The organism is Streptomyces sp. NPDC050528 (assembly GCF_044457795.1).
Classification (GTDB): Bacteria; Actinomycetota; Actinomycetes; order Streptomycetales; family Streptomycetaceae; genus Streptomyces.
Genome location: NZ_JBITHH010000020.1, coordinates 52788 through 68635, shown reverse-complemented (window position 1 = coordinate 68635; position 15848 = coordinate 52788). Strand labels below are relative to the sequence as shown.

12 protein-coding genes are annotated in these 15848 nt (G+C 70.3%); 5 read left to right on the top strand and 7 right to left on the bottom strand.

Features of this window, described 5'->3' with window-relative positions:
* Positions 1-29: 29 nt before the first annotated feature.
* From ACIBK4_RS46375 to ACIBK4_RS46365, 3 genes are all read right to left on the bottom strand, one after another.
* Complete coding sequence (locus ACIBK4_RS46375) at positions 30-353, bottom strand: hypothetical protein (RefSeq protein WP_399005509.1); 324 nt, start codon at positions 351-353, stop codon at positions 30-32.
* On the bottom strand, positions 350-1564 hold the full coding sequence (locus ACIBK4_RS46370; protein WP_399005507.1) for a Shedu anti-phage system protein SduA domain-containing protein: 1215 nt from the start codon (positions 1562-1564) through the stop codon (positions 350-352). Before ACIBK4_RS46370 ends, ACIBK4_RS46375 begins: the two co-directional genes overlap by 4 nt.
* A gap of 125 nt (positions 1565-1689) precedes the next feature.
* Positions 1690-2475 carry a DUF4232 domain-containing protein gene (locus tag ACIBK4_RS46365; protein ID WP_399005505.1) on the bottom strand — a complete coding sequence of 262 codons (786 nt, stop codon included), beginning with the start codon at positions 2473-2475 and terminating at the stop codon, positions 1690-1692.
* 201 nt (positions 2476-2676) lie between these two features.
* Here ACIBK4_RS46365 and ACIBK4_RS46360 point away from each other — a divergent pair, with 201 nt between their 5' ends.
* The 4 genes from ACIBK4_RS46360 (at position 2677) to ACIBK4_RS46345 (ending at position 6226) form a co-directional block, all read left to right on the top strand.
* On the top strand, positions 2677-4077 hold the full coding sequence (locus ACIBK4_RS46360) for a helix-turn-helix domain-containing protein (protein WP_399005502.1): 1401 nt from the start codon (positions 2677-2679) through the stop codon (positions 4075-4077).
* A gap of 193 nt (positions 4078-4270) precedes the next feature.
* Positions 4271-4660 carry an STAS domain-containing protein gene (locus tag ACIBK4_RS46355; protein ID WP_399005500.1) on the top strand — a complete coding sequence of 130 codons (390 nt, stop codon included), beginning with the start codon at positions 4271-4273 and terminating at the stop codon, positions 4658-4660.
* Between the two features lie 79 nt (positions 4661-4739).
* Complete coding sequence (locus ACIBK4_RS46350; protein ID WP_399005498.1) at positions 4740-5483, top strand: ANTAR domain-containing protein; 744 nt, start codon at positions 4740-4742, stop codon at positions 5481-5483.
* The gene (locus ACIBK4_RS46345) at positions 5480-6226 is read left to right on the top strand and encodes a GAF domain-containing protein (RefSeq protein ID WP_399005496.1); all 747 of its coding nucleotides are present in this window, start codon (positions 5480-5482) and stop codon (positions 6224-6226) included. Before ACIBK4_RS46350 ends, ACIBK4_RS46345 begins: the two co-directional genes overlap by 4 nt.
* 6 nt (positions 6227-6232) lie before the next feature.
* On the opposite strand, the gene ACIBK4_RS46340 is transcribed toward ACIBK4_RS46345, so the two are convergent.
* The gene (locus ACIBK4_RS46340; protein ID WP_399005695.1) at positions 6233-7255 is read right to left on the bottom strand and encodes an acyl-CoA desaturase; all 1023 of its coding nucleotides are present in this window, start codon (positions 7253-7255) and stop codon (positions 6233-6235) included.
* Positions 7256-7546: 291 nt separating this feature from the next.
* Here ACIBK4_RS46340 and ACIBK4_RS46335 point away from each other — a divergent pair, with 291 nt between their 5' ends.
* Complete coding sequence (locus ACIBK4_RS46335; RefSeq protein ID WP_399005494.1) at positions 7547-7900, top strand: hypothetical protein; 354 nt, start codon at positions 7547-7549, stop codon at positions 7898-7900.
* Here the strand turns inward: ACIBK4_RS46335 and ACIBK4_RS46330 are convergent.
* The 3 genes from ACIBK4_RS46330 to ACIBK4_RS46320 all read right to left on the bottom strand — a co-directional run bounded on the left by ACIBK4_RS46330 (position 7875) and on the right by ACIBK4_RS46320 (position 15711).
* Entirely contained in the window at positions 7875-12701 is a 4827-nt protein-coding gene (locus ACIBK4_RS46330; RefSeq protein WP_399005492.1) for a DNA repair ATPase, read from the bottom strand. The two genes, ACIBK4_RS46335 and ACIBK4_RS46330, sit on opposite strands and share 26 nt — an antisense overlap.
* Positions 12702-12810: 109 nt before the next feature.
* Positions 12811-14958 carry a flotillin family protein gene (locus tag ACIBK4_RS46325; RefSeq protein ID WP_399005490.1) on the bottom strand — a complete coding sequence of 716 codons (2148 nt, stop codon included), beginning with the start codon at positions 14956-14958 and terminating at the stop codon, positions 12811-12813.
* A 111-nt stretch (positions 14959-15069) separates the two neighbouring features.
* On the bottom strand, positions 15070-15711 hold the full coding sequence (locus tag ACIBK4_RS46320; RefSeq protein ID WP_399005488.1) for a hypothetical protein: 642 nt from the start codon (positions 15709-15711) through the stop codon (positions 15070-15072).
* Positions 15712-15848: the final 137 nt, after the last annotated feature.

Here is a 15848-nt window from a genome sequence, read left to right as displayed (position 1 = left end):
TCTGCTGCGAACCCGGACCGGTCAACCCCTCAGGGTCGTCCCGGCCGTAGATGACGGGACGCTGCCAGGCAAGAGGACAGCCAGGTCGCCTCGGGGCGGTCGATGATCAGGTCGGCCACGGTGATCATGCCCTCCACGGCTCCGTCGAGCCGTATCGAATGGTCACCGACCCGGACCATCTCCCAGTCCATGTCGCTGTGCCAGAGTCGAGCGGTCCTGTCACCCCGGCGCTGGGCGAAGACGAGTTCCTCGCCGTGCTCGTTCATGAAGTAGCCGACGTAGTCCTTGTCGGTGATGGACGCGCCGCAGAGCTTCGACAGGAGTTGCTCGATCGCGGGAGAGTCGTCGCTCATGCCGTGGGCCCCTCAACCTGGCCGGAGGTCTGTTCGGCCGACGAGAGTGCCAGCATCCGCTCCGCGGACTCCAACAGGGTCTCGTAGGTGATCACTTCTATGCGTGCCATGTGCGCGTTGTAGGTCCGCAGCGTGTCCGTGACCTGTTGGGGTGTGACCCCGTCGCTCACGTACCGCGGATGCCCGATCACGACAGTGGCGGAGGCTCTCCGTGTGTCGACCCCGTATCGCGCGAGGATGGTTTCACGGCCCTCGTCCAATGTCCGTAGGTAGTTCTGCGTCTGCGACACCGCACGGTGAACCGGGGCGCCCAGCATGAGTTGGCCGCTGGGGCGGATCACCAGTTTCTCGATGTTGGCGCGCTTGAGTTCGACCACGTGCAGGGAGCCGTCCCCTCGCAGCAGTGGGATGTCGAGAATCGTGTCCGGGGCGTACTGGCGGCGAGCCAGCTCGGCCACGAAGGCGCCACCGAAAATCCACTCCTGGTTCTTCAGGCACGTGTGGAGGGCGGCCTCGGAGCTCTCGGGACTGTCCACCGCGACGCGCAGGGAGGCGAGGCCCGCCCGTCTGGCCCGTAGTTCCAGCAGTTGGGCCAGCGTTCCAGCGTCCGCGTCCTCCAGGAACTCGCTCATCATCCGAGCCGTCTCGACGGAGGCCGGCCGGGGCAGATCCCGCAAGACCAGCTCCATGTGCCCAAACTCCTGGAGGCGCTTGAGATATTTGACGGACAGTCGGATTCCGCCCTCGCCGTCTCCGATGCCCAGATGGTCGGTGGACCGGGCTATACCGCGGAAGAGAGCAAGGCAGTCGGTGACGCTCGCGTCGGGGTTCTCGGCGCGCAGTGCCTCCAGGGTGTCCACTGCTCGATCGGCGCCCAGCGCGGCCATGCGCCGCATGAACTTCTCGCTCCGCCGGCGCGCCTCAGCGTCGTAGTAGTTCTCGATGGTGTCGAGGAAGAGTCTGCCGTCCGCGTAGCCGGCGAACCTCTGGAAGCGCTGGGCCAGCTCGAACTCCTCGTGGAGCAGGCACTGTTGGGCCACGTCCTCCAGGGCGTCCACCAGTGGTCTTCCCTTGCCGTACGTCCCGCCGAAGCCGTCGCCCATGATGTGCAGCACCGTGTCGATCCGTTCGTGCACGCCGACGTGCTCGGTGAGTTTTCGCGCTTCTTCGACCATGAGCCTGAGCGAGAAGCTGGACCGGAATGTCGCCATACCGGGACTTTAGAAGTCGGCACTGACAACGGAGGGACGCAACCTCTCGCCTGCGTCGCCGGCGACCCAGGGAGGGGCGGTGTTGATCCCAGTACCGCCCCTCGGCGTCCCCCGCCCCGCCCCCCTCAGTAAGTCAACGCATCCTGCGCATCCGAAACCCAGTACGTCACCTTCAGCGAGTCGTCCACGTAGACCCCCTTCGCCGGCAGAGCCGGAGTTGCCGCCGGGCTGATGCTGTTGTTGTTGCGGTCGAAGAAGTAGACGGAGAGGGACTTGGCGGTGCGGCCGTTGGTGCCGGTGCCGTTGTCGCCGCCGGAGAGGGCCACGCCGGCGTAGCCGGATTCGCCCGGGGCGAGGGTGGTCACCGCCTGGGGCTGGGAGTCCTTCATGACCGGCGGTACGGACTGGGCGTCGTCGAAGTTGACGGCCGGGTAGTAGTAGAGGTCGCAGGTCTTGGAACCTGTGTTGGTGACGGTGAGCAGCATGTGGTTGATGGGGCGGGACACCGTCTGGGCGGTCACCTTGGTGTTGGCGCCGTTGCACGGGACCCTGCTGGTGGAGGTGTCCGAGCCCGAACCCGAACTCGAACCCGCGGAGCCCGAACCCGAGCCCCCGCTCGTCTTGCCGCCGCCCGAACCCGCGCTGCCCCCGGTCGAGGAGTTGCCCGACGACGAGCCGCCCGACGTAGACCCGCTGGAACCGGTGGACCCCGTCGAGCCGTTGGAACCGGTGGAGCCGCCCCCCTTCGTCCCCGTCGGCGCCGACGTCCCCACCGTGGAAGAGGTCGGTGTGGCTGCGCCCTCGTCTTGTACTCCCAGCTTGTCGTTGCAGGCGGTGAGTGAGAGCGCGGCGAGTGCGACGGTCGCGGCGGCGAAGAGGCGGGTACGGGGACGGGCCGTGAACGCGGACATGGCTGTTGTGCCTTTCGGAAGGAGGGAAGTCGCCGGCGCCCAACCGGTCGGCGGGCGGCGTGCTTTGATGACCGCAGCTTGTGCCGCTTTCCGTCCCACCCGCTACGACAGCCGGGATCTACGGGAACCTGGAACGTTCGCACCGGCTCTTACCTGGGGGAACAGTGACCCCCTGGAACGCTCGACTGGAATGGGGGCAGGGTGGCAGGGCCTGAGGAGACCGCCGATTTCGCGGCGCTGATACGGGAGCTCAAGGACCGTTCGGGGCTGAGCTACGGCGTGCTCGCGAAGCGGCTGCACATGAGTACGTCGACGTTGCACCGCTACTGCAACGGCGATGCCGTACCCACGGAGTACGCCCCCGTGGAGCGCTTCGCCCGCCTCTGCAAGGCGACCCCGGACGAGCTCGTCGAAGCCCACCGCCGATGGATCCTGGCCGACGGGGCACGCCAACGGGAGCGGAAGGCCGCCGCAGGGGCAGGGGCAGCCACAGCGGCAATCCCGGCCGCTACGGCAACTCCGCCAACCCCGGCGGCGACCTCATCGACTGCGGCAACCCCGGAGCCGGGCACGAGCACCCCCGCACAACTGCAAGCCCCGCACCCGGAGTCGGAGCCGGAGCCGGAGCCCCACCCAGAAACAAGCCACCCCACCCCCACCCCCCGCCCCCGCAACGGCAATCGCCCCCGTCGCCGCACCACCCTCCTCACCGCCGCCGCCGTAGCCGTGGTCGTCGCCGCCACCGCGCTCGTCCCCCGGCTCGTGTCCGGCGGCGACGACAACGGCGACCGGAAACAAGAAGCCGGCTCCGTGACCTCCACCGGAAACGGCGGCTCCTCCCCCTCCCCGTCGGCGAAGTCGAAGGCGACCTCCTCCCCCTCTTCCTCCACCTCGCCCTCCACCAGCGCGAACCCCTCCACGTCCGCCGCCGCGAAGACCGGCGCGTCCGCCACCCCGAGTGACAAGTCCGGCGGCGCCGGCGCGGCCTCGGCCGCCGTGCCGCTGACCGTCACCTCACGCCCGTACGCCTGGGAAAGCCCCTGCAGTCAGACCTACCTGGTCGACGAGGACGCGGCGAAGGTTCCCCCGCCGCCCACCGAGCAGGACGCCCCGAGCTGGGTGAGCGCGCTGGGGGCGGTCTCCGCGGACAGTCAGTACCTTGAGCTCACTGTTCAGGGCACCGGGCAGGAGACCGTCGTACTCCAGTCGCTGAACGTGCGGGTCGTGCAGAGCGGGTCGCCGGTCGCCTGGAACGCGTATGCCATGGGGTATATCGGGGTCGGTTGCGGCGGCGGGGTGCCCACGCACTCCTTCGACGTCGGGCTGGACGCGACGCGGCCGGTGGCCACGCCGAAGGCCGGGCAGACCGGGTTGCCGTACAAGGTGAGTGAGAGCGATCCGGAAGTCCTGTACATCACGGCCGCCGCGGCCTCCCACGATGTGCGCTGGTATCTGGAGCTGGCGTGGACCAGCGGCACCCGGCACGGGGTGCTGCGGATCGACGACCAGGGGAAGCCGTTCCGGACCAGCGGGATGAGCGGGCGTCCGAAGTACGGGTATTCGCTGGACGACAGCGAGTGGGTACCGCATCAGGGCGACTGACACAACCACCAGGCCGAAATCGGCACTCATTAGCTGGAAACGGCTCCCGGCATATCCCTTCCCGGCAGTACGCTCGTCCTACGGCAGCCCAGGACCCCGGCCCTCTCCGTGCAGTCCGTGCAGTCTCGTTCCGCGCAACAGAGGCCCTGCGCACGACGGCGAAAGCCAGTCTCTTACAGGGGAGATGGGGCACATGGGTCCGCATCCTGATCCGTTCGACGAACCAGACGAGCGACCAGACGAACCGCGCGTGGTCCGGGCCCGCGGTGAGCTCGATCTGACGACCGTGCCCGCCTTCGCGCAGGAGCTCAAGGAAGCCCGGCACGGCTCGGGGCGGCTCTTCGTCGTCGTCGATCTGCTCGACGTGACCTTCATGGACGGCCGTGTTCTGGACCCGTTGAACGCGGCCTGGGAGGAGTGTCGTGAGCGGCTCGGGTGGCTGCGCGTCGTGCACTCCCGGCCGGGACCGTTGCTCGTGTTCCGGGCCGCCGGTCTGGTGGGGCGGTTTCCGCGGTACGCGAGTGTGCGGGACGCCTGCGACGGTGTGCCCGCCGACCGCGCGCCGGCGCGCCGGGCCACGTAAGGTACGGCAGACGCCGGTCGGCCCTTCGTCTCGAAGTGTCCCGGCGGCCGCGGAACGGAGCACGGTGATCAGCGACGGCATGGCCGAAGTTCTGCGGTCGCTGCGCCTCGGTGAGGGCGGTGATCCCGCTCAGGCCTGCGCCCGGGCGCTGGGTGCCGAGGGCGTCGCCCTGTCGCTGCTGGTCGGCGCCGACCGTACGGCCGAGCCGTTGTGGTGCCATCCCGAGCTGAGCGCCCGTTTCGAGGAGCTCCAGTTCACGCTGGGCGAGGGCCCGGGCCCGGAGGCGGTCAGCACCGGTGCGCCGGTGCTGGAGCCGGACCTGGACCGGGTGCGACCCGAGCGCTGGCCCGTGCTGCTGCCGGCCGCGCGTGACCTCGGCGTCCAAGGCGTGTGCGGGTTCCCGCTGGGCATCGGCGCGATCCGGGTCGGCGTCCTGACCGTGCTGTGCGCCGGGGACAGACGGATCAGCGAGCAGCAGTACGCCGACGCCACCGCCCTCACGGCCGCGCTGACCGGCGCGTTCCTGAACGGGAACGGGCAGGTGAACGGCATCACCCCCGGCCCGGACGCGATGCCGGACTGGCCGACCGGGCTCAACCGCCCCGTCGTGCACCAGGCCACCGGGATGATCAGTGTCCAGCTGGGCGTGCCCATCCAGGAGGCGCTGCTGCGCCTGCGGGCCCACGCCTACGGCAGTGAACGCCCCCTCGGCGAGGTCGCGGAGGACGTGGTCGCCCGTCGGCTCCGTTTCGGGGGCGATGGGGACGACGAATGGGACGACGATAAGAGCGGGCCGTATTCGCCCGACACTGGAAAGGGATGATCGCCATGGCCCGCGAACGACGTCTGGCCGAGATCTTCGTGGAGGTCGCGGACTCCCTGGTCGAGGACTTCGACGTCATCGACCTGCTGCACCGGCTGTCGGCCCGCTGCGTCGAGCTGCTCGACGTGTCGGCGGCCGGCATCCTCCTCGCGGACGCGCACGGCGAACTGCAGATCATCGCCGCCTCGGACGAGCACACCCGGCTGCTGGAACTCCTCGCGCTCCAGCACGACCAGGGCCCGTGCGTCGAGTGCTACCGCACCGGTGCCCCCCGCACCAACATCGACCTGACCCGGGCCGAGGCGACGGCGGCCTGGCCGCGCTTCGCGGCGCAGGCCCGCGAGACCGGGTACGTGACCACGCACGCCATACCGCTCCGGCTGCGCAACCGGGTCGTCGGCGCGCTCAACCTCTTCCAGACCACCCCGCACCGCCTGGGCGACGACGACATCGCGCTCGCCCAGGCCCTCGCCGACGTGGCCACCATCGCCGTACTCCAGCAGCGCACGCTGGAGCAGTCGCACGTCGAGAACAGCCAGTTGCAGACCGCGCTGACCAGCCGCATCCTCGTCGAGCAGGTCAAGGGCGTGCTGGCGGAGCGCTGGAACACGTCCGTCGACGACGCCTTCACCGCCTTCCGGTCCTACGCCCGCTCCCGCCATCTGCGCCTGTCGGACCTCGCGGCGCAGATCATCGAGGGCGACTTCGACACCCGGATCATCCCGCCGCCGCAGCCCTCGTAGCCCGCGTCACGCGCGACGGGCGGCGACCCGGTCCACGGACGGCCAGCGCACGTCGTGGACCCAACCGGCGCGCTCCATCAGGCGGATGACGGCGGCCGACGGGTCGATCTGGCCGCGGTCGACGCCGTGCCGGGCGCTGGTGGGGTCGGCGTGGTGGAGGTTGTGCCAGCTCTCGCCGAAGGAGAGCAGGGCCAGCGGCCAGAGGTTGGTGGCGCGGTCGTGGCGCCGGGTGCGGAAGGGGCGGTCACCGATCATGTGGCAGAGCGAGTTGACGCTCCAGGTGACGTGGTGGAGCAGCGCGATGCGCACAAGTCCCGCCCACAGCAAGCCCGTTACGCCGTACAGCCAGCTGCCGCCGATCGCCCAGCCGAGCCCGAACGGCAGCGCGAGGGTGACCAGGCACAGCCACGGGAAGGCGCGGGAGACGGCCCGGATGTCGGGGTCGGCGACGAGGTCGGGGGCGTAACGCTCGGGCGGCGACTGCTCGTTGCGGAACAGCCAGCCGACGTGCGCGTCGAACAACCCGTGCAACTGGCCGCGCAGATGCGTGCCGTAGCGGTACGGCGAGTGCGGGTCGCCCGGGCGGTCGGTGAAGGCGTGGTGGCGGCGGTGGGTGGCGACCCAGCCGATGACATCGCCCTGGAAACTCATCGAACCGGCCACCGCGAGCGCGATGCGCACGGGCCGGATCGCACGGTACGAGCCGTGCGTGAGCCCCCGGTGGAAGCCGACCGTGACGCCGAGGCCGGTCACCGTGTAGAGGACGGCCGCGAGCACGATGTCGACGGGGTGGATCAGCCGCCCCCACAGCAGCCAGCCGGCCAGGCCGAGCCCCACGAACGGCAGGACGACGATCGCCGCCGTGACCCCGACGTAGATCCGGTCCCCGCTGCCGCGCACGGGCGCCGGGCCCTCGTCCGGCGGGAAGGGGGAGGTGCCGTCGTAGGGCTGGGGTGCGGGGGGCGGCGGGAGTGGCGGGTCGGTGCCCGCCGGGATCCCCGTCGTGGATGGAGTGGACGGGGTGGAGATGATCGACATACCGGGACTCCTCGGCCTCGCTGCGGATGGCGCGGCCGGGGTCACGGGCTGCCCCTGTGAAGGGAAACGCGAGGACACGGCGCCGGAGCGGGACATCGGCGCGCGAAGGCCTCGGTCCTTCCACGGTACTCCGGCCCGCGCCGGAACGCGGTGGCCCGGAGCGCGTGACCGCCGCGTTGACACGAACCGTCGCCGCACGTTGACTGGCAGCACGGCGCAGGGCAGTGGCCGGTGCACGGACGATCCCAAAAACGCCTTCGGGCGGGACGGAAGCGACTCCCGATGATGTACGACCAGACACGCGCCCAACAACCCGCAGGTCAGAACCGGGTCCCCTCCGAACGCCGGACCCCGGGCCCGGAGCCGCTGCTCCCGTCGAGCGAACGGGACAAGGTCCTGCAGAAGCTGCGGCACGCGCTCAACACCTTCGCGGACACCCCGCGCGATGCCCTGGAGGAGGCGGAGGGCGCCTACGACGAGGCCACCGCGCAGCTTGTGACCGCCCTCGCGGCCCGCCGGGACCTCCTCCGCGCGGCCTGGGCGGACCAGGACCCCGAGTCCCCGTCCGAGTCCGAGGAATTCCGCAACGCACTGCGGCAGTACCGCGAACTCACCCAACGGCTCCTTCAGTTGTAGCCGACGCCCGTGTGATCGCCGACTCCACCGCTCGGACCCGCTCGGCCAGCACCCCGAGAGCCGCCACCGCGTGGCTCAAGGGGTCACCCTCATCCATGCCTCGCGTCCGTACGTACGCCGCCTTCAACTCCCCCCAGCGCAGCACCTGTTCGCCCGTCAACGTGCCCCGCAGCTCTCCCAGCTTCAGCAGGTTCGCCTCGGCCCCCGCCCCCAGCGTCTGCGCCTCGGCGGTGTAGTGGTCGTCCAACACGGCAGCCAGCTCAAGGGAGTTCATCACCGGCTCGATGCGCTGGGCGATGCGGTTCATGGTGCGGTACGACCCCTGAAGCCGGAACGCCGGTTCCGTGCGGGCCGCGTCCGCCGTCGCCGCCGACGCCATGTACGCGGAGTTGACCGCGAGCACGGTGTCGCGGGCGGTGATGAGATGCCCCAACACCGCGACGACACGGCCGAGTTCGGCGGGTTCGCAGGCGTAGGACAGCCGGTCGGCGTGAGCGGTCGCGTCGCCCTTCGCCAGCCGGATCAGCAGGTCCAGGTCGTCGCGGTCGCGGCCGGCCAGCGGGGCGAGCACCGGGTTGGAGGTCAGCGCGTTCTCCAGGAAGCTCAGCGCGAACACCGCCTCCTTGCCGGTCAGGACATCGCCGAGGTTCCAGACGTCGGCACGGTTGGCCAGCATGTCGGGCACCCGGAACCGCCCGCCCGACTCGGTGTAGGGGTTACCGGTCATGCAGACGGCGAACCGTTTCCCCCGTAGGTCGTATGTACGCGGTACGCCCTCCCACACGCCCTCCACCCGCCGCGTCGCATCGCACAACGGGATGAATTTCTCCAGGAGTTCGGGCGAGGCGTGCTGGATGTCGTCGAGGTGGAGCAGCACGTTGTTGCCGGCCGCGAGCGCGAAGTTGACCTTCTCCACCTCCTGCCGGGCGGTCGCGTTCGGCGCCTCGGCCGGGTCGAGAGAGGTGACCCCGTGCCCGAGCGCGGGCCCGCTGACCTTGACCAGCACCAGCCCGAGCCGCTCGGCGACGTATTCCATGAGCGTCGTCTTGCCGTACCCCGGCGGCGAGATGAGCAGCAGCAAGCCCCCCGCATCGGCCCGCCGCCCCTCCCCCGCCGTACCGATCTGCCGCGCCAAGTTGTCGCCGACCAACGGGAGATACACCTCGTCGACGAGCCGCCCCCGCACGAAGGACGACAACACGCGCGGCCGGTACTCGTCGAGCCGCAACCGGGCCCGCTCCGCCGCGACCAAGGCCGTACGGCGACGCTGGTACGCGCGATGGCCGGGCACGTCCGTCGCCCTGAACTCCCTTGTCCTGGCGAGGAATTCATCGACCCGGAGCGACAACGACCCCGCTTCGATCCGCGGATGCGTGCCCAGCAGTCCCCCGACCGTCTCCTCCAGCCGCGCGTCCGACTCGTACCGCGGTGCGTCCGGGCAGAGTTCGGCGGCCACCGCTTCCGCGAGGTCCCCCGGGTCGACCTCGGTGCCGGACGCCGTCGTGTACGCGGTCAGCCACGCCTCCACCAGCTGACGGCGGGCGACCAGATCACCGACGGCGAGCACATCGTCGTCGTAGGCCGAACTCCCCACCGCGCGGCGGAACTTGTCGAGGAGTGTGCGGACGGCTGCGCTGATCACGAAGCCTTCGGGACCGGTGGTCAGTTCGTCGAAGAGGTACGCGGCGGCGGACTCGCCCGTCTTCTCCGCCAGCTCCGCGAGGAAGTCGGCGACGGCCGGGGTCGGTCCGAAGGTGTCACGGGCCCGCGCGAGCGACCGCGCCCGGCGGGTCCAGCCGGCCCGCTCCTCCGGGCTCGTGCTGTGCGTCCAGAACAGCAACGCCCTTGCCCGGGCGCCCGGTTCGTGCCGCAGCAGACCCGCGCCCTCGTACCGGCGGAGCACGGCGGCGAGAATCGCGGTCGCGTCGTGGTCGTGCACGCCACGTTCGTAGCCTTCGTCGTACGACTCCTGCGCGGCCCGGGTGACCAGGGCGGCGAGGTCGGTCTCCTGGGCGAGGGCCTGGGCGCCGTGCTCGTCGAGTAGGCGGGCTGCGAGGTGTTCGGCGCGGTAGACCCACGGTGATTCGGAGGACAGCGGGCGGTCCCAGAACGCGCGGGTGGCCGCGAACTCCGGGTCCCTGACGGGGATTCGGTAGTCCGTGCCGGTGAGCGCGAAGGCGAGGCCGTCGCCCGACGGGACCAGGGTGAGATCAAGAGGCTCCGTGTTCACGGCGAAGCGGTGGCGGCCCAGGCGCAGGGTCCGGCCGCCGTCCATGTAGAGGTCGGTGCGGTCGCGCAGGGCACGGACCGCCTCCTCACGGGCCGCCGCCAGCCTGCCGGTCAGCTCCTCCGCCCTCACCTGGTCGCCCAGGTCCCGGAGTTGGCCGATCGTGCGGCGGATCTTCGTCACCATCGGGTCGGAGGCGAAGTACGCACTGACCGCGTCACCGTCGGCGAGCGTGGCCGCCCGCCGCACCACCGTCTCCAGGACCCGGACCGCCGAGACCGCCAACTGCTCGGCCCTGCGCGCCCGTTCGTCGGCCAGTGTCTGCCTGCGGGCGGCGAAGGTCTCGTAGATCTCGGTGCGTTTGCCGGTCAGTTCGGCAAGGAAGTCGTCGAAGTCCGTGAAGCGCGCTTCCAGGTTCTCCAACTGCACCAGCAACCGGGCGAGTTGGGTGTCACACGCTTCCGGTGTCGCCGCGTCCGCGAGCGCGCCGGTCACCGCCTGGCCCAGCAGCGCGAACTCGGCCGCGAACTCCGCCCGGCCCTCCCGGTCTTGGAGTTCCCGGCGCCGGGCTTCCAGCGTGGCCCTGGCCCGGTTGACCCCGCCCAGCACCTCGCCGATCCGCTCCAAAATCGACGTACGAACCGTGGCGTCACCGATGTCCAGCCCGGCGATGACCTCGGTCACCGTCCGCAGCCCGTCGGTGAGTTCGTCGAGCCGGGCGCTCACCGGTGCCGCCTGCGCGACCGTGGCCAGCTCCCCCGCCTCCGCGACCAGCCCGCCGATCACCTCGTGGTGCCCGGCGAACGCGTCCTCCCGCCCCAGAAACGCGACCGCCCGCTGCCCGAACGCCCCGAGCTCCGCCTCCGCCTCCCCCGCCAGCGCCTCAATCCGCGCGGTGTCCGCGTACCGCATCTCCTTCAAGGTCAACAAGTGCCCCTGCGCACGCCGGAGTTCACTCAACCCATCGACCCACCCGGCCGCGTCCCGAGGCACCTCCCCCCGCAACCGCCGCACAAGCCCGGTGAGCCGGTCGGCGGCTTCGCTGAGGGCATCAGCGGCTTGCCCGGTGAGCGTCCGGACCGTCTCGAACTCGGCCAGGACCTGCTCCGCCGTGACGCGAACGTCCTCCAACGAGCTGGCCAGATCACCGAGTTCGGCGTCCCCGAGCCAGTGGTACGAGTCCTCCGCCCGGACACACGCGGAGACCAACGCCTCGTACACCTCCGCCGTGGGTTCCATCCCGGCCACCGCACCCGCGAGGGACAGACAGTCGGAGATCCCCCGCACGAGATCGGCGTTCCCCACCCTGAACAGCGGCCCGGACCCGACGAGTTGAGCGGCGGCATACGTGTCCGAGACGTACGGGGTACGCCACACCCGCAAGGGATGAACGCGAGCCGCCTCCCCCTCAACACCAGCACGCAGCACCATCAGGGTGCCATCCCCGAAAAGCCCCCACCCCTGACAGGACAGCGGGTTGGCGACCTCCTTGCGGATCATGTTGTACGGCAGCAGCAGGCTCCGCCCCGGAACCCGCGCCCGGTACGCGAACAGCACGTCCTCACCGTTGGGCGAACGCACCACCCGCTCCAACTCCAGCCTGCTGGTGTCCGCTTCGAAGGTCTTCCACACCCCCGTGGCCAGGCAGTACCCGCCCGGGAACACGATCCCCTGCTCCTCGGGCAGCCGCTGACACGACAGCCCGATCCCGTCGAGCCGTACGACGGACTTCGTGAGCGTGTTGAAGACCAGGTACCGGCGGTTCTCCTCCTTGTAGGGCCGGACACACAGCAGAACCAGCGCCCCCACCCGCGCATACCCGATCTCCGCGTCGGCCGCCGACTGCAACGGCTCGTCCACCGGCTCGGAGTAAATCCCCTCCCCCGTCTCGGTGTTGTCCTCCACCTTGACCGTGAGCGTCCCGCCCACCGTGTCGACGTACAGCCCGTCCTGGATCCGCACATGCGGGTGCCGGCCGGGGACGAGGTCCTCGCGGGTCGTCGCCGTCCAGACGAAGTCGTACGGCGGCGGGAAGACGTGGTCGCGTTCGCCGTGCGCGTCCAGGAAGGTCGCCGAGCGGCCGTCGTCCGCGAGTGCCCAGCGCAGGACCCGGATGTCGTCGGCCTTCTCGCCGGTGCGGAAGACGGCGAGCAACTTGCCGTCGAGACAACGGAGTTGGAGGAGGCTGGCCTGGCGGAAGTACCGGTGCAGGGCAGTGAACTCCCGCACGAAGTCCAGGTCGTCGAGGAGTCCGGGTACGGCGCCCTCGGGCAGTCGGCGCAGGTCGTGGCGGTCGTGCAGGGCAAGGACGTCGGCCACCGTCGTCTCGCGGGTGACGCCGTGAGAGACCTGGCGGCCGAAGAGGAGGGTGTCTCCTACGGCGACGAGGTCGCGCGGTGTGGCCGGGTGCTCGGTGTCGAGGCGTTCCGTGCCGGTGAGTTCCAGGCGGGTGGAGCCGAACTCCTCGGTGCGGCGGGCGTTGAGCGCCTCCGCGCGGCGGGCGAATTCGGCGGCCTGTGCGGCGAGGCGGTCGCGCAGGACCTCGTAGGTGCCGGTGTCCAGGCCGGTGGTCATGGGGTCCCTCTCAAGAAGGCGCGATCAGTAAGGAAGTTGGAGCCAAGAAGGTCGGGTGTGAGTCCGGAACTGCCGTCCCCTGTGCGGCAGTTCCGGACCGTATGTGGGGTCAGGCCTTCGCCGCGTGCCCGTTGAGCGCGGCCAGCGGAGTGTCCGCCAGGCCCAACTCGCCTGCCTTGTCGAGCAGTTGCCGTAGCCGACCGGCGTTCGCCGTGTCCGAGGTCATCAGCTTCATCAGCAGGGCCGAGACGGTGAGGTTCTGGACGTCGGCGGTGGAGACGGAGCCGAGGACGCGGCCGAGGTCGTCGGCGATGTTCGACGTGCCGTCCAGCCAGGGACGCGCCAAGGCCTGTGCCGTCTGGGAGTTGGAGACGAAACCGTCGACGCTCCGGCCGAAGGAGATCGACGAGATCAGCCGGTCGAAGAAGACCGAGTCGCCGCCGACGATGTCGATGTCGGCGTTCTCCAGCCCGGTCGCCAGGACCGTGGCCTGCGCCTCCGCGACCTGCCGCTGTACGTCGAGCCCGGCCAGCCGGATCTCCTTCTCGGCCTGCAACCGCAGCCGGTACTCCTCGTGCCCGCGTGAGGCGTCGTCGAGGGCGGCCATCGCGGCGGCCTTCTCGGTGAGGCCCTCCGCCTCGGCCTTGAGCTTCTCGCCGATGCCGGTGGCCTCGGCGAGCGCGTTGGCCCGTACGCCTTCGGCCTGCGCGAGCACCTTCGCCTGCGCACCTTCGGCCTCCGCGAGGGCCTTGGCCCGGGTGCCTTCTGCCTCCGCCCGCAGCCGGGCCTCGGTGCCTTCCGCCTCCGCGCGCAGCCGTGCCCCCGTGGCCTCGGCCTCGGCGTGGCCGGCCTTCACGGTGACCTCGGCCTCCTTGTCGCGGACCTGGACCTCGGCGAGTCCGGCAGCCGCCGCCTCCGCCTGGATGCCTTCCGCGAGGCGCAACTTGGCGCGGGCGTCGAGGTCGGCGGACTTCAACCGGGCCTCGGCGAGGGTGAGTTGCTCACCGGCCCGGTGCTTGGCGGCTGCCTCCGCGGCCTCGGCGCCCTTGATGTCCTTGACCAGCTTCTCCTGCGCCTCCGCCTCGGCGGCGATGATCACGGCCTGGCGGGTGCGCTCGGCCTCCTCGACCACCCGCAGCTTCTTGATGGCCTCCTCCTGCTCGGCGACCGTACGGTCCACGGCGATCCGTTCCCGGACCACGTCCGCGACCTCGCGCCGCTCCGCCTCGACCTCCTTGTCGCGGGAGATCCCGGACAGGCTCGTCTCCCGTTCCCTGGCGATGACTTCGAGGAGGCGGTCCTTCTCGATGCGCTCGTTCTCGACGGCGATGACCCGCTCGCGGTTCTTCTGCGCGACGGCGATCTCGCGGGCCTGGTTCTCGCGCTGGACGCCGAGTTGCTCCTCGGTACGGAGGAACGCGGCCTGGGCGCCCAGCCGTTCCTCCTCCTGCACCTTCGCGGTGGCGGCCTCCTCGCGCGCCCGCAGGACCTCCACCTCACGGCGCTGCTTGATCTCCGCCTCGGCCTGCCGGCGCTCCAGCTCCAGGATGGTCTCCCGGGCGTCGACGTTCTGCCGGGTGATCTCCTTCTGCTCGGTGCGCTGGAACTCGTTGGTGCGGACGTGCTCGATCGTCGTCAGCTCGGTGATCTTCCGGATGCCCTGCGCGTCCAGGATGTTCTGGTTGTCGAGCTGGGTCATCGGCGTCTGTTCGAGGAAGTCGATGGCCGCGTCGTCGAGGTGGTAGCCGTTGAGGTCGGTGCCGATGACCTGGATGATCCGGTCCCGGAACTCCTCACGCTTGGTGTAGAGATCGACGAAGTCCAGCTGCTTTCCCACGGTCTTGAGCGCCTCGGAGAACTTCGCCGCGAAGAAGTCCTGGATCGCCGCCGGGTCGCTCGCCGTCTGGGTGCCGATGGCCTGCGCGACCTTGATGACGTCCTCGACGGTCTTGTTGACCCGCACGAAGAAGCTGATGTGGATGTCGGCGCGGATGTTGTCCTGGCAGATCAGGCCCTCGCGCCCGGTGCGCCGGATCTCGATCGTCTTCACCGAGATGTCCATGAACTCGGCCTTGTGCAGCACCGGCAGCACGACCGCCCCGGTGAAGGTGACGTCGACCTTCTTCGTCTTGGAGACGATCAGCGCCCGCCCCTGCTCCACCTTCCGGAAGAGCCGGCCGACCACCAGAAGCAGGGTGAGGGCGATGAGCAGGACGACGGCGACGAACACACCGATGCCCACGGTGATGGCGTTCATGACATGGGTCCTCAAGGGATAAGAAGGGCGACGAAGACGACGAAGGGTGGTGAGCGGGCGGGAATCAGCCCGGGGAGATCAACGAGCGCACGGACAGGGCGAGTTGGCGGTCTATCCCGGCCGGCCCGGTCCGGTCCTCGGGTCCAGCGCGCTGTCGTAGGGCGCGACCCAGAAGAACTCGCCGGTCTCGTCGTAGGCGTAGAGCAGTCCGGTGCTGCCGCTGCCGAGGGCGCCCGCCGCCAGGTCGCCGTGCGGCTGCCGGACTTGGACCACCGCGGCCGAGCCGTCCGCCGACCTGACCTCGGCCTGCCCGAACCCCGCGTCCACCCGCCCGGTGCGGATCGTGCAGGTCAGCCCGACGAAGTCCAGCCGGGACGGCCCGTGTTCGTCGGGGAACAGGCGGTGCAGGGGTCGTACGAGCAGCTTGGTCGCGCGCCAGGAGACGTACACCGTGGCGATCAGCACGAGAGCCCCGACCAGGACCCCGACCGGGCCGGACGGGACGAACAGCACGCTCGCGCAGTAGCTGATCAGCCAGCCGACTGCGGTGAACAGCGAGAAGGCGAGGGTCACCGGGACCCCGCCGAGCCCCCAACCGTTGCCGTGTGTACGGGAGTTGAGGTGCATGTGGGCGTGTCCGTGGGCGTCGGCCGCGCCCAGCGCGACGAGCAGCCAGAACAGGACGACCACGGTGAGCGCGGCGGTGAAGACGACGGTGGGAAAACCGGTCGCGGCAGCGAAGAACGCCCCCATGATCCCGGCCCCCCGTTCCCTGTCCGCTGTATCCGCATACACGACGCGTCAAGACTTGGGGGATGCGCGGATCGCGGCCCCGGTGCAGGACACCTGCCGGTGTCCGGCACCGGAACCTTCCGCGGTGCTCCCCTGGC